The sequence below is a fragment of the Nocardiopsis suaedae genome, from assembly GCF_027706745.1.
In the GTDB taxonomy this organism is placed as follows: Bacteria; Actinomycetota; Actinomycetes; order Streptosporangiales; family Streptosporangiaceae; genus Nocardiopsis_A; species Nocardiopsis_A suaedae.
The window spans coordinates 1-13,198 of the sequence record NZ_JAQFWP010000041.1 but is presented as its reverse complement, the minus strand read 5'-3'; the positions used below and the strand labels follow the sequence as shown (position 1 = coordinate 13,198).

The window sequence follows — 13,198 nt, the reverse complement described above, 5'->3', positions numbered from 1 at the left end:
CGCCCCGAAACTCGTCCTCAGGGAGGACCTTGCGAAGTCGTCCCCGCGGTGGACGACCCGCGGCCTCCGCGCGCGCCACAGTCGCCGTGTGTCCGCACTCATCACCACCCACGGCCTGACCAAGCGCTACGGCGGCCGGACGGTCGTCGACGGCCTCGACCTCCGCGTCCCCGAAGGCTGCGTCTACGGTTTCCTCGGCCCCAACGGGGCCGGCAAGACCACCACCATGAAGATGCTCCTGTCCCTGGTCCGCCCCACCTCCGGCGAGGTCCGGATCGCGGGGCGCCGCATGGACCGGTCCACCCGCCGCGGCCTGCTGTCGGAGATCGGCTCGCTCATCGAGTCCCCGCCCGGGTACGGCCACCTCACCGGCGCCGAGAACATGCGCCTGGTCCAGCGGCTCCTCCGCCTCGACGACGGGCAGGTCGCCCGGGCGGTGCGGACCGCGCGCCTCCAGGACCACATCGACAGGCCGGTCCGCACCTACTCGCTGGGCATGAAGCAGCGGCTGGGGATCGCCATGGCGCTGGCCGGCGAGCCGCGGCTGCTGGTCCTCGACGAGCCCGCCAACGGGCTCGACCCCGCCGGCATCGACGAGATGCGGCGCCTGATCAGACGGCTCACCGGGGACGGCACCACCGTGATGGTCTCCAGCCACCTGCTCGACGAGGTCGACCGCACGGCCGACGTCCTCGGCATCCTCGGCGGCGGGCGGATGCTCTTCCAGGGCACCCGGGAGGAGCTGTTCGCCCGCTCCGTCCCCGACGTCCTGGTCGACACCTTCGAGCCCGAACGGGCGGCCGCCCTGGCGGGCGCATGGGGCGCGGTCCTCGACGCGGGGACCGTCCGCGTCCCCGGACTCGGCGAGCGGGAGACCGCCCGCCTCGTCGCCCGCCTCGTCCAGGAGGGCGTCGACCTCCACGGCGTGCGGCGGGAGACACGCTCCCTGGAGGACGTGTTCATGGACCTCACCCGGGAGGAGGCGCTGTGACCGGCCGCGCGGTGGCGAACGAGTTCGCCAAGATGCGCCGGCTGCGCACGGCTCCGGCCCTCATCGCCCTGGTCCTCGGCGTCACCGTGCTGACGTGCGGTACGGCGCTCTCCTCGCCCGGGTTCACGGATTCGGCGGGCGATGCCTCCCCGCACTCCTGGCGGGTGCTGCTCGGCAGCATGGGCATCGCCGTCCCGCTGGTCTCGCCCGTGCTGATCGCCGTCATGGCGAGTAGGCAGGTCGACATCGAGCACCGGGGGAACGGCTGGACGCTCGCCCACGCGTCGGGGGTGGCCCCCGGAGCGCTGTGCCGGGCAAAGTTCGCGTCCACCGGAGCACTGGTGGCGGCGGCCGTGCTCGCCCACAGCGGGCTGGTGGTCGCGTTCGGACGGCTCGTCGGCATCACCGCCCCTGTTCCGGCCGGCCCGTGGCTCGGGTACACGGCCTGGGTCACGGTCGTGGGCCTCGCGCTGCTGGCGCTCCACCTCCTGCTGGCGGCGTGGGTCCCCAACCAGCTCGTCGGGCTGGGGATCGCGGTCATGGGCGTGTTCGCGGCGCTGTCCAGCGCGGGGATGCCGGACCGGCTGGCCTTCCTCCTGCCGCCCTGGGGGTACTACGGGCCGGCCGTCCCCGTCGGGTACCGGGACGGTGCCCTGGTCGCGCTCACCCCGCCGCACCTGGCCGCGCTCCTCCTGGCCGCCGGGGCCGGGGCCCTGTTCCTGTCCGCCACCCGCCGTTTCGACCGCCAGGAGGCCTGAGCCATGGGATCGGTCCGAGCCGAACTCCTGAAGCTGAAGCGCTCATCGAGCTGGGCGGTGGTCGTGGCGCTGCCGCTCGCCGCCGTCGCGAGCGGGGCGGGCAACACGGTCCTGGCCGGTGAACCGCTCACCGACGGCTGGCACACGCTGTGGATGCGGGTGGTGGTCGTCTACGGCCTGTTCCCCCTGGCCACCGGCGTCGCCGTGCTGGGGTCGCTGGTGTGGCGGGCCGACCACCGGGGCGGCAACCGGAACGCCCTGATGGGGCGTCCGGTCTCGGCCCTGGAAGCGGTGGTCGGCAAGCTGGCGGCGGTGGCCGTGCTCGCGGCGGCGATGCAGGCGGTGCTGACGGCGGGCGTGGTGGCCGCGGGCAAGGCGGTGTTCGGCCTGCCCGGGCCGCTGCCCGGCCAGTACCTTCTGATCAGCGTCCTCATCGTGGTGGTGTGCCTGCCCGTGGCGGCCCTGCAGTCGGGGCTCTCGATGCTCATGGAGTCCTTCGCCGCCCCCGTCGCGGTGGGGCTCGCGGGGTCGGTCGGCGGACTGCTGCTGGTGCTGCTGCGGTTCGACGCCGTGTCGCTGGCGGTGCCCTACGGACTGACCGCCCGGGCGACACAGGTGGGCACGGGGGCGTTCATGGACGCCGGGACCGTGACCGTGGGCACCCTGGCCTCCATGGCGGTCTGGGCCCTGGTGTCCACGGTCCTGGTCACCGTTGCGACGGCCGCCCTCCTCGACAGGCGCGACGCCGGGTGAGGCGCCGGGCATAGGGCGGAGCGGCGTCACTCATCGCGGGCACCGAGGAGGCCGGACTCGTAGGCGTACACCACGGCCTGCACACGGTCCCGCAGGTCGAGCTTGGTGAGGATCCGGCGGACGTGCGTCTTGACCGTCGTCTCCGACACGAAGAGCCGCCCGGCGATCTCGGCGTTCGACAACCCGCGTGCCACCAGGCCCAGCACCTCCCGCTCGCGCGGGGTCAGCCCCCCGGGCCCGGCGGGCGGGAGCGGCGGCCCGCCGATGGCCCCGCCATCGGGCGCCCGGCGGACAAAACGGTCGAGGAGGCGGCGGGTGGTGCTCGGGGCGACGACCGCGTCCCCCGAGTGGACCGAGCGGACCGCCGACAGCAGGGCGGAGGGCGGCGCGTCCTTGAGCAGGAACCCGGCCGCCCCCGCCCTCAGTGCGGCGTAGGCGTACTCGTCGAGGTCGAACGTGGTCAGGATGAGCACCCGCGGCCCGCCGTCCTCCGCGCGGATGCGCCGCGTGGCCTCGACGCCATCCAGGCCGGGCATCCGCACGTCCATGACGACGACGTCGGCGCCGACGCCCCGCAGCAGCTCCAGCGCTTCCGCGCCGTCGCCCGCCTCGCCCACGACCCGGATGTCGGGCTGGGAGTCGAGCACCATCCGGAAGCCCGCCCTCACCAGCTCCTGGTCGTCGACGAGCACGACGCGGACCGCCGCCTCCCCTCGCGCCTCCGCCGTTGCCACAGGTCGCCGCTCCCTCCGGTCGCGCCTCAGGAGCCGAGCCTAGGTGAGGGGCGGCGCCGACGACGGTCCCGCCCGTGCCTATTTGGCTTCGGCCATCAGGCCGCTCACATTGCTGTGCAGGGCCGCGCTCGGGGCGTTGAGGCCGGTGATCGCGGCCTCCACCCCGTTCTTGCGGAACCGCTCCACCGCCTGGTCGAGCGCGGCGACCGCGGAGGCGTCCCATATGTGGGCCCCCGACAGGTCGATGGTGACCGCGCGGAGCCCGGGCTCGGCGAAGTCGAACCGGTGCAGCACCTGTTCGCGGGAGCCGAAGAACAGTTCGCCGTGCACCGAGTACACGCGTGTGCCGCCCTCGGGGTCCAGGACACTGGTGACCTCGGCGACCACCGCGGCGTTCCGGGCGAAGAGCGCCATGGAGGCCAGGACGCCGACGCCGACGCCCAGCGCCAGGTTGTGGGTGGCCAGGATGATCCCGGCGGTGACCGCCATGACCAGGGTCTCGCTCCACGGGAGCCGCCGCATCGTGCGCGGGTTCAGGCTGCGCCAGTCCACCGTGGTGGCGGCCACGTAGGCCATCACCGCCACCAGGGCCGCCATCGGGATGCCCGCGACCAGGCCGTCGAACACGGTCACCAGGGCGATCAGGAACACCCCGGCGAACAGCAGGGACAGCCGGGTGCGGGCGCCCGAGCGCACGTTCATCACGGTCGGGCCGACGGTGGCGCACCCGGGCATGCCGCCGAAGAAGCCGGACAGGATGTTGGCCCAGCCCTGGCCGCGGGCCTCGCGGGCCTTGTCCGAGCCGGTCTCGGTGTAGTCGTCCACGAGCTTGGCGGTGATCAGCGACTCGATCAGGCCGACGAGGGCCAGGGTGAGCGCCGTGGGGGCGATGACGCGCAGCGTCTCCCAGGTGAGGGGGACGTCCGGCAGGAAGGGCACCGGCAGGCTGTCCGGCAGGCGCCCCATGTCGCCGACGGTCGGCACGCTCAGGCCGCCCGCCCAGGCGGCGGCGGTGAGCAGGACGATCGCCGCGAGCGGCGCGGGGACCGCCCGGGTGAGGCGGGGCAGCAGCACGATGACGGCGAGGCCGGCGGCGATCATCGCGTAGACCGTCCAGCCGTCGCCGGCGAAGTAGGGGATCTGCGCCGTGAAGATCATGATCCCGAGCGCGTTGACGAAGCCCGTGACCACGCTGGAGGGGACGAACCGCATCAGCCGGGCCGCGCCCGCCAGCCCGAGGGCCACCTGGAAGACCCCGGCCAGCACGGTCGCCGCGAGCAGGTGGTCGACCCCGTACTCGCGCCCGAGGGGCGCCACCACCAGGGCCATCGCCGGGGTGGCGGTGGAGATCATCGCCGGCCGCCCGCCGAGGAAGGCCAGCGCCACGGCCAGGATGGTGGCCGCGTACAGCCCGACGCTGGGATCGACACCGGCGATGATCGAGAACGAGATGGCGTTCGGGATCAAGGCCAAGGCCACGACCAGCCCGGACAGGGCTTCGGTGCGCAGCACCGACAGGCGCGGGAGCGTGGCCCGCCGCCACGCCGTCCTCAGTGTGGTCATAAGCCGCTCACTTTCGGGCAGCTCGGTGTGACCGCCAGCGGCGGTCGGCCGGACATCGGTCAAGGGACGGGACGCGGGCCGGACGGCCCGGAGGAAGGTGTGTGCGGGTTCGGGGAAGGGACGGTCCCGTATGGCGAGGTGCGGATGGCCCGCGGGGTCCCCGCCGGGCATGCGGAGAGCCGGACCCCGAACGGACGGCGCTCCTGCACGGCGGTGAACCGGTGCAAAGAGAAGGAGTTTCGCACTCCGGCACGAAACTCCCGCGGCGAGACACTACCCGGGACCGAAGCCGGAGGTCGCGCGGTCGCCTTGAGAGGGTATTCACAGCGGCGAGGGGTGCGTCCGGGTAGCGGACCTGTCGTATCCTCCCCGCTTCCCGGGGTCTGCGGCGTATCCCCCGTCACCGCCGAAAGCCGACCATTCAGACACGTACCGTGGTTCGTCAGTGCCCCTCGGTAGTTTCCGCGGCATGCCGAAGATCGAGCACGAGTTCCTCACCGAGCTCTTCCAGAACGACCCGAATCTGGTGGTGGAACTCGTCGAACAGGAAGCGGGCGGACCATTGCCCCGCTTCACGAAAGTGACGCTGCAGAGCAACCGCGTCAACAAGGTCGACCCCCCGGAGATGACCGCCGACTCCGTGGTCCTGCTGCGCGACCCCGAGAAGTCGCGGCACGTCCACGGCCGGGCCACCGACGCGGTCGGCGGGATCATCGCGGAGGTCCAGCGGGAGCGCGACAAGGGCAAGCGGCTGAGCTGGCCCTGCTACGTGACCAACCTGCGCTACCGCATCGATGCGCCGGTGGTGCTCCTGGTGCTGTGCACGGACCGTTCGGTGGCCCGGTGGTGCCGGACCCCGATCCCGACCGGGCACCCGCGGTTCGAACTGACGCCGCTCACCCTCGGCCCGGACGAGGTCCCGGTCGTAGACGACCCGATGAGCGTTGCCGCCTCCCCGGAGCTGGGAATGCTCTCCACTCTGCTCCACGCCGATGAGGATGTGGAACTGGTGGACACGTTGATGAAGGGCCTGAACAAGATCGACCCGTCGAAGGCGGAAACCTACACTGGACTCGCGATGGTGCTGCTGGCTGAGGCGCCTCGACACCGACTGGAGGACATCGTGTCTGCAAAGACCTACGGCTTCACGTCGCCGTTCACCGAACGCTACGTCGAGCAGGGCCGCACGGAAGGACGCGTGGAAGGACGCGTGGAAGGACGCGCCGACGCCACCGCACGGATGATCCTCAAGATCCTCCGGTCCCGCAGGATCGAGACCGACACGGCCACGCGTGAGCGCATCACGGCCTGCACCGACCTGGACACCCTCGACCACTGGGCCGACCGCGCCTTCACCATCTCCTCAGCCCAAGAACTGTTCGAGTAACGGAGGACGCGGAATCGTGTCTGCAAAGACCTACGGCTTCACGTCACCGTTCACCGAACGCTACGTCGAGCAGGGACGCACGGAAGGACGCGTGGAAGGACGCGCCGACGCCACCGCACGGATGATCCTCAAGATCCTCCGGTCCCGCAGGATCGAGACCGACACGGCCACGCGTGAGCGCATCAGGGCCTGCACCGACCTGGACACCCTCGACCACTGGGCCGACCGCGCCTTCACCATCTCCTCAGCCCAAGAACTGTTCGACTAATGGAAGACGCGGTCGGGTTCCTCTGCCGGAGATCGCGGTGGTGATCCACCTTTGAGGGGGAGGGGCCGATGGCCCCTCCCCCGCTTTCATGGGCGCTCGGGTGCCGCCTACGGGGCGCCACTGCGGTCGCTGCGGTCGCTGCGCGCGACCGGTATACGGCGCCTCCCCGGGATCAGGGCCGCCACCAGCAGCGCCACCACGGCGGCCGCCGCTCCCATCGCCATCACCGTGACGAACGCCCCCTCCGACGGCACCGCCGTTCCCCCGAAGTCCACGGTCATGTGCGCCAGCACCACCCCGGCCACCGCGCTCGACGTCGACGTGCCCACCGACCGCATCAGGGTGTTCAGGCTGTTCGCCGCCGCCGTCTGGGACACCGGGACCGCCGCCATGATCAGGGCGGGCATCGCCCCGTAGGCCAGCCCGATACCGCAGCCGATCACGCTCGATACGGCCACCAGTTCCCAGGCCGACCCCATCAGCACGGTCCCCAGCCCGTACCCAAGGGCCACCACGACCGCGCCGACCATCAGCGTCACCTTGGGCCCAGCCGCCCGGGAGATGCGCGAGGACACCGGCGCCATCGCCATCATCACCAGCCCGGACGGCGCCATCACCAGGCCGACCGTCAAAAGGTCGCTGCCGAGCCCGTGGCCGGTGGCCGCCGGGAGCTGCAGCACCTGCGGCAGCACCAGCGACATGGCGAACATCGCGAACCCGAACACCACCGAGGCCGCGTTGGTCGCCAGCACCTGCGGACGCGCCGTGGTGCGCAGGTCGACCAGCGGGTGCGCGGTGCGCAGCTCCCAGACGCCCCACAGCACCAGCGCGACCACCGCGGCGGCGAACAGTCCGAGCACCGTGCCGCCGGTCCACCCCCAGTCGGCCCCCTTGGACACGCCCAGCAGCAGGCACAGCAGCCCCACCGACAGGCCGACCGCGCCCACCGGGTCGAAGCGGCCGCCGCTGCGCACCGGTGATTCCGGGACCACGGCGGCGATCAGCACCGCTCCGAAGGCGCCGATCGCGGCCGCCGCCCAGAACAGCGCGTGCCAGTCGGCGTTCTGCACCAGGAGGGCCGCCGCGGGAAGGCCGAGGGCGCCGCCCACGCCCAGGGACGCGCTCATCGCCGCGGTCGCTCCGCCCAGCCGGTGCGCCGGGACCGTGTCCCGCATGATGCTGATGCCCAGCGGGATCACCCCGGCGGAGGCCCCCTGGAGCGTTCGGGCGACGATCATCGGCGCGAGGCCGTCGCTGACCGCGGCCACCAGCGACCCGGCCACCATCAGGCCGATGCTCGCGAGCAGCACCCGCCGCTTGCCGAACATGTCGCCCAGCCGCCCGGCCACCGGGGTGGCGACGGCGGCGGCGAGCAGCGTGGCGGTGACCGCCCAGGCCGCCTGGCCCGGCGTGGTGTGCAGGTACTCCGGCAGGCGGGGCACGATCGGCACGATCAGGGTCTGCATCAGCGAGACGGAGATGCCGGCGAACGCCAGGACGGCGATGACGGCGGTCGGTCTCGACGCGGCGGGCGCCTCACCAGGGGCGTGCGTCGCGCCGTCGGCCTGTGCGGCCTGGGACATGGAGGTGCCTTCCGTGACGGCGGCGGGAGGAGGACGGCGAAGTTTTAAATCAGTCGCTTGACTTACTGTAGCCCCGGTTGTTGACTGGGCGCGTACCCAGCCCCCACGAAACGTGAGGAACGGCCATGGAGCGCGACGACGAGCAGGTGCTCGACTACCCGATCCCCGCCCCTTCGGCGTTGGAGCCGCCGGCCGAATGGGAGCGGCTGCGCTCCCGGTGCCCGGTCGCCCGGGTCACCCTGCCCTCCGGAGACGAGGCGGCCCTGGTCACCCGGTACGAGGACGTCAAGGGCGTGCTGGCCGACCCGCGCTTCTCCCGCCGCCTCACCGGCGAGGGCGCCGCCCGCATCGCCGCCAACGAGTCCGGCGGCGTGTTCAACAGCGACATGGCCGCGAGCGTCCCCGACGGCGGCGAGGGCCACCAGCGCTGGCGCCGCGAGGTCGGCAAGTGGTTCACCGCCAAGCGCATGACGGCGCTGCGCCCCGGCATCCGGGACATGGCCGAGCGGCTGATCGACGGCATGGTCGAGGCGGGCGCGCCCGCCGACCTCAAGGCGCACCTGGGGTTCCCGCTCCCGGTGTGGGTCATCTGCGACCTGCTCGGCGTGCCCGAGTCCGACCGGGACCGGTTCTCCTACTGGTCCGACACCCTGCTCAACCTCACCCGCTACACCGAGGAGGAGGTCTCCGCCGCCCAGGAGGAGTTCTTCGCCTACATGTCCGCGCACATCGGGCGGCGGCGCACCGACCCCGGCGACGACCTGCTCAGCGCGCTCATCACCGGAACGGCCGAGGACGGCGGGAGGCTGAGCGACGCGGAGCTGGTCGGCACCGGGATGGGCCTGCTCGTCGCCGGGCACGAGACCACCGCCAACATGATCGGCAAGATGGTCGCGATGCTGCTGTCCGACCGCGGCCGGTGGGAGCGGCTGCTGGAGGAGCGCCGGCTGGTGCGCACGGCCGTGGAGGAGGCCCTGCGGTTCGACGCCAACTCCGGCATCGGCCTGCCCCGCTTCATCACCGAGGACACCGAGATCGGCGGGGAGACCGTGCCCGCCGGGACGACGGTGATGTGCGCGATGGCCGCCGCCAACCGGGACGCGGGGGCGTTCGAGGGCGCCGACACGATGGTGCTCGACCGCCTTCCCAACCAGCACATCGCCTTCGGCTCGGGGGCGCACTCCTGCCTGGGCCAGGCGCTCGCCCGCACCGAGCTGCAGGTGGTGCTGGAGGCGCTGCTGGACCGCCTGCCCGGCCTCGACCTCGCGGTCCCCGCCGCCGAACTGCGGCGGGTCGAGGGGCTCGCGGTCGGCGGGCTGGCGACGGTCCCGGTGAGGTGGTGACCGTGCCTCCCGCCACCTCCCGGTACGAGCGGTCCGAGTCCACCCGCCTGGCCATCATGGACGCCGCCGAGCGGCTGTACGCCGAGGAGGGCCTGTTCGCGGTCTCCAACCGGCAGGTCAGCGAGGCCGCCGGGCAGGGCAACAACGCCGCGGTGGGCTACCACTTCGGCTCCAAGGCCGACCTGGTGCGCGCCATCGTCCAGCGGCACACCGACGACATCGAGGAGCGGCGCATCGTGATGGTCGACCGGGTGCGCGGCTCGGACGACCCCCGCGCGTGGCTGGCGTGCCTGGTGCGCCCGGTCACCGAGCACCTCGGCGCGCTCGGGGCGCCCACCTGGTTCGCGCGCTTCAGCGTCCAGGCCATGGCCGACCCGGTGTTCCGCCGGATCGTGGTCGAGGAGGCGCTGTCCGCCCCGTCGCTGCGGGAGATCATGCACGCGCTCGACGTGCGCACCCGGGAGATCCCGGACGAGGTGCGCCGGGAGCGCGCCGCCATGCTCCGCCACATCGTCCACAACATGTGCGCCGAGCGCGAGCGGAACCTCGCCGAGGGGGCCCCGACCCTGCGCCGCACCTGGGACGAGGCCGCCACCGGCATGGTCGACGCCCTGCAGGGGCTCATCTTCGCGCCCGCCTCCCCCTCCGGGCACGCGGCGCCCTGACCGCCTCCGTTCCCCGTCCCCCATCCCCCGCCGCCGCGGCCCGCGGCACCCGGGCCGTTCAGAACCGCCGTCACAACCGCCGAGCGAGACAGGAGCGACCGTGAACATCACCGTCGATGAGGACAAGTGCTGCGGTGCGGGACAGTGCGTGCTGATCACGCCCGAGGTGTTCGACCAGCGGGACGAGGACGGGATCGTGGTGCTGCTCGACGCCGCCCCCGGCGAGGAGCACCACGACGCCGTCCGCGAGTCGGCCCAGGTGTGCCCCGCGGCCGCGATCACCGTGGACGAGGACGCATGAGCGCCACGCCGCGCGTGGTGGTCGTCGGCGCCTCCGCCGCCGGCTTGGCGACCGTGGAGGCGCTGCGCCGCAAGGGCCATGACGGCCCCGTCACCGTCGTGGGCGCCGAACCGTACCCGCCCTATGACCGGCCGCCGCTGTCCAAGCAGGTCCTGGCCGGTTCCTGGCCGCCGGAACGCACCCGGCTGCGCACCGCCGAGGTGCTGGAGGGCCTCGGCGCCGAGTGGGTGCTGGGCGACCCGGCCACCGGCCTCGACCCCCTTTCCCGCACCGTGGCCACCGCGTCCGGGCGCGCGGTCGGCGGCGACGCCGTCGTGGTCGCCACCGGTGCGCGGCCCCGGACGCTGCCCGGGCAGGAGCCGTTGACGGGCGTGCACGTCCTGCGCACCCTGGACGAGGCGGCGGCGCTCCGCGCCGACCTGCTGGACCGCGGCGGGAACGGGCGCGGGCGCCTGGTGGTGGTCGGCGAGGGCGTGCTCGGCGCCGAGGCCGCGGCCACCGCGTGCGGGCTCGGCGTGGACACCGCGCTGGTCGGGCCGCAGCGCGTGCCGATGGAGGCCCAGCTGGGGCCGCTGGTCGGCGGGCTGCTGGCGGAGCTGCACCGGGGCGAGGGGGTCCGGCTGCGGCTGGGCGCCGCCGTGTCCGGGCTCGCCGACGACGGCGGCGGGCGGGTGCGCGGGGTCCTACTGGACACCGGCGAGGAGCTGCCCGCCGACACGGTGCTGGTGGCCGTGGGCGCCCGCCCGGAGACCGACTGGTTGGAGGGGTCCGGGCTGGAGGTCTCCGACGGGCTGGTGTGCGACGCGCACTGCCGCGCCGCCGAGGGCGTGTACGCGGTCGGCGACGTGTCCCGCTGGTACCACGAAGGGCTGGGGAGGAGCGTGCGCCTGGAGAACCGCACCAACGCGGTGGAGCAGGCGGGCGCGGTCGCCGCGGCGGTCCTCGGGGATGAGCGGCCCTACGTCCCCGTCCCCTACCTGTGGACGGACCAGTTCGGCGCGAAGATCCAGATCCACGGCCTGCCCTCGGCGTCGGCCGAGGCGGAGGTGGTCGAGGGCTCCCCCGAGGACGGCCGCTTCGTGGTCCGGTTCAGGCGCGGGAGCCGGACCGAAGGGGTGCTGGGCTGGAACATGCCCAAGCAGGCGCGCCAGTGGAGACGCGAGGTCGCCGAGGCCTTCGCCGCCCCGTCCCCGGTGGGCGGATCCCCGGTCGCCGGGTGAGCCGCGTGAAGGGGGCGGGTCGGACACCGGACCGGATGCCGCCGCCGTCGGCGTGACCATGCCGGAACGGCCCCACGGCGCGGGCTCCGACCCGTCCCGAATTCCACGACCGGCCCCGGGCCCGCCGCCGTTCCCCCGGGCCGCGAGGACGGTCGGCGTCTCCTGCCCCTTTCGGAGGGCGACGGCGCGCCGTTCCCCGGCCTCTCCGCCACAGCACCGCCCCCGCAGTACCGCACCGCAGTGCCGTAAACAACCCATTGGAGTGCGCAATGACCGAGACGGCCTCCACGAATGCCGCCGACCTCCCCCGGTACCCGGCGCCCCGGGACGCGAAATGCCCCTTCGACCCGGCGCCGTCCGCACGTGCGGAGCAGGCCGCGGGCGCCCTGCGCCGGGTCCGCATGCCCACCGGCAGGGCCGTATGGCTGGTGACAGGGCACGCCGAGCAGCGCACGCTGCTGGGCGACGCGCGGCTGAGCTCCGACGTCACCAACGAGAACTACCCGGTGCCCATCGATCGGCCCCGGCAGGAGGCGTCCCCGCTCAGCTTCATCCTGATGGACGACCCCGAGCACGCGCGGCTGCGGCGCATGGTCGCCTCACCGTTCACCGTGAAGCGGGTGCAGGCGCTGCGGACCGCCGTGCAGCGCATCGTCGACGAGCGGATCGACGCGATGCTCACCGGGCCGAACCCGGCCGATCTGGTGCAGGAGTTCGCCCTGCCGGTGCCGTCGCTGGTGATCTGCGAACTGCTCGGCGTGCCCTACGCCGACCACGGCTTCTTCCAGCGCAACAGCGCCGCCGTCATCAACCGGGACACCCCGGCGGCCGACCGGAACGCGTCGATGGGCGCCCTGTTCTCCTACCTGGCGGGGCTGGTGGAGGAGAAGGGGGAGGCCCCCGCCGACGACGTGCTGAGCGACCTCGCGCAGCGGGTCCGGAACGGCGACATCGACCGGAACGAGGCCGCCAAGATCGGCGTGCTGCTGCTCATCGCGGGCCACGAGACCACCGCGAACATGATCGCCCTGGGCACGGTGGCACTGCTGGAGCACCCGGACCAGCTGGCGAAGGTGCGCGAGGGCGATGAGACGACCGTGGCCTCAGCGGTCGAGGAGCTGCTGCGCTACCTGACGGTGATCCAGACCGGCCTGCGCCGGGTGGCCCTGGAGGACATCGAGGTCGCCGGGGAGACGATCCGCACCGGGGACGGCGTGCTCGTGGGGCTGGAACTGGGCAACCGGGACCCGGGGGTGTTCGAGGCCCCGGACACCCTGGACGTGCACCGGGGCGCGCGCAACCACTCGGCCTTCGGGTTCGGCGTACACCAGTGCCTGGGGCAGCAGCTCGCACGGATGGAACTGCAGGTGGCGTACGGAACGCTGTACAAGCGCATCCCCACCTTGAAGCTCACGGTGGACGCAGAGGCCCTGCCGTTCAAACACGACGGCCAGGTGTACGGCGTGTACGAACTACCGGTGACCTGGTAACCGCCGGAGAGGAAGCGTTGACTGCCCTTGCGGTCGTGCTGTCGGCCGCACGGCGATTGCGTGGTCACCATGATGGGCGGCGACGGCCGAAGCGGGGCGGTTCCCATGGCGTGCTTGCCGTCCGGCGGGCCCCTCGCGGTCC

13 protein-coding genes are annotated in these 13,198 nt (G+C 73.1%); 10 read left to right on the top strand and 3 right to left on the bottom strand.

Annotated elements, in window-relative coordinates:
* The first annotated feature begins 88 nt into the window (after positions 1-88).
* The 3 genes from O4U47_RS19950 to O4U47_RS19940 are packed head-to-tail and all read left to right on the top strand — an operon-like array spanning position 89 to position 2,502.
* Positions 89-991 carry an ABC transporter ATP-binding protein gene (locus O4U47_RS19950; protein WP_270679429.1) on the top strand — a complete coding sequence of 301 codons (903 nt, stop codon included), beginning with the start codon at positions 89-91 and terminating at the stop codon, positions 989-991.
* Positions 988-1,749 carry an ABC transporter permease gene (locus O4U47_RS19945; RefSeq protein ID WP_270679428.1) on the top strand — a complete coding sequence of 254 codons (762 nt, stop codon included), beginning with the start codon at positions 988-990 and terminating at the stop codon, positions 1,747-1,749. Before O4U47_RS19950 ends, O4U47_RS19945 begins: the two co-directional genes overlap by 4 nt.
* A gap of 3 nt (positions 1,750-1,752) precedes the next feature.
* Positions 1,753-2,502 carry an ABC transporter permease gene (locus tag O4U47_RS19940; protein WP_270679427.1) on the top strand — a complete coding sequence of 250 codons (750 nt, stop codon included), beginning with the start codon at positions 1,753-1,755 and terminating at the stop codon, positions 2,500-2,502.
* A gap of 26 nt (positions 2,503-2,528) precedes the next feature.
* Here O4U47_RS19940 and O4U47_RS19935 read toward each other — a convergent pair whose 3' ends face one another.
* Together O4U47_RS19935 and O4U47_RS19930 are read right to left on the bottom strand one after the other, a co-directional pair.
* Entirely contained in the window at positions 2,529-3,236 is a 708-nt protein-coding gene (locus tag O4U47_RS19935) for a response regulator transcription factor (protein WP_270679426.1), read from the bottom strand.
* A 78-nt stretch (positions 3,237-3,314) separates the two neighbouring features.
* Complete coding sequence (locus O4U47_RS19930) at positions 3,315-4,799, bottom strand: SulP family inorganic anion transporter (RefSeq protein ID WP_270679425.1); 1,485 nt, start codon at positions 4,797-4,799, stop codon at positions 3,315-3,317.
* Positions 4,800-5,268: 469 nt separating this feature from the next.
* Here O4U47_RS19930 and O4U47_RS19925 point away from each other — a divergent pair, with 469 nt between their 5' ends.
* Together O4U47_RS19925 and O4U47_RS19920 are read left to right on the top strand one after the other, a co-directional pair.
* Entirely contained in the window at positions 5,269-6,186 is a 918-nt protein-coding gene (locus O4U47_RS19925; RefSeq protein ID WP_270679424.1) for an RpnC/YadD family protein, read from the top strand.
* Positions 6,187-6,202: 16 nt separating this feature from the next.
* Entirely contained in the window at positions 6,203-6,454 is a 252-nt protein-coding gene (locus O4U47_RS19920) for a hypothetical protein (protein ID WP_270679423.1), read from the top strand.
* A gap of 107 nt (positions 6,455-6,561) precedes the next feature.
* On the opposite strand, the gene O4U47_RS19915 is transcribed toward O4U47_RS19920, so the two are convergent.
* Positions 6,562-8,037, bottom strand: coding sequence for an MFS transporter (locus O4U47_RS19915; protein ID WP_270679422.1), 1,476 nt, complete (start codon positions 8,035-8,037; stop codon positions 6,562-6,564).
* A gap of 125 nt (positions 8,038-8,162) precedes the next feature.
* Between O4U47_RS19915 and O4U47_RS19910 the strand changes: the two genes are divergently transcribed.
* The 5 genes from O4U47_RS19910 (at position 8,163) to O4U47_RS19890 (ending at position 13,056) form a co-directional block, all read left to right on the top strand.
* Complete coding sequence (locus O4U47_RS19910; RefSeq protein ID WP_270679421.1) at positions 8,163-9,380, top strand: cytochrome P450; 1,218 nt, start codon at positions 8,163-8,165, stop codon at positions 9,378-9,380.
* The gene (locus tag O4U47_RS19905) at positions 9,377-10,045 is read left to right on the top strand and encodes a TetR/AcrR family transcriptional regulator (RefSeq protein ID WP_270679420.1); all 669 of its coding nucleotides are present in this window, start codon (positions 9,377-9,379) and stop codon (positions 10,043-10,045) included. The genes O4U47_RS19910 and O4U47_RS19905 overlap by 4 nt, the downstream gene beginning before the upstream one ends.
* 100 nt (positions 10,046-10,145) lie before the next feature.
* The gene (locus O4U47_RS19900) at positions 10,146-10,346 is read left to right on the top strand and encodes a ferredoxin (protein ID WP_270679419.1); all 201 of its coding nucleotides are present in this window, start codon (positions 10,146-10,148) and stop codon (positions 10,344-10,346) included.
* The gene (locus tag O4U47_RS19895; RefSeq protein WP_270679418.1) at positions 10,343-11,566 is read left to right on the top strand and encodes an NAD(P)/FAD-dependent oxidoreductase; all 1,224 of its coding nucleotides are present in this window, start codon (positions 10,343-10,345) and stop codon (positions 11,564-11,566) included. Before O4U47_RS19900 ends, O4U47_RS19895 begins: the two co-directional genes overlap by 4 nt.
* 269 nt (positions 11,567-11,835) lie before the next feature.
* On the top strand, positions 11,836-13,056 hold the full coding sequence (locus O4U47_RS19890; RefSeq protein ID WP_270679417.1) for a cytochrome P450: 1,221 nt from the start codon (positions 11,836-11,838) through the stop codon (positions 13,054-13,056).
* The last annotated feature ends 142 nt before the right edge of the window (positions 13,057-13,198 follow it).

What these genes read in the sequence shown, in the direction of transcription:
- O4U47_RS19940 (WP_270679427.1), top strand. Translation starts at nt 1,753, where the DNA reads ATGGGATCGGTCCGAGCCGAACTCCTGAAGCTGAAGCGCTCATCGAGC.
- O4U47_RS19930 (WP_270679425.1), bottom strand. Translation starts at nt 4,799, where the DNA reads ATGACCACACTGAGGACGGCGTGGCGGCGGGCCACGCTCCCGCGCCTG.
- O4U47_RS19925 (WP_270679424.1), top strand. Translation starts at nt 5,269, where the DNA reads ATGCCGAAGATCGAGCACGAGTTCCTCACCGAGCTCTTCCAGAACGAC.
- O4U47_RS19915 (WP_270679422.1), bottom strand. Translation starts at nt 8,037, where the DNA reads ATGTCCCAGGCCGCACAGGCCGACGGCGCGACGCACGCCCCTGGTGAG.
- O4U47_RS19910 (WP_270679421.1), top strand. Translation starts at nt 8,163, where the DNA reads ATGGAGCGCGACGACGAGCAGGTGCTCGACTACCCGATCCCCGCCCCT.
- O4U47_RS19895 (WP_270679418.1), top strand. Translation starts at nt 10,343, where the DNA reads ATGAGCGCCACGCCGCGCGTGGTGGTCGTCGGCGCCTCCGCCGCCGGC.
- O4U47_RS19890 (WP_270679417.1), top strand. Translation starts at nt 11,836, where the DNA reads ATGACCGAGACGGCCTCCACGAATGCCGCCGACCTCCCCCGGTACCCG.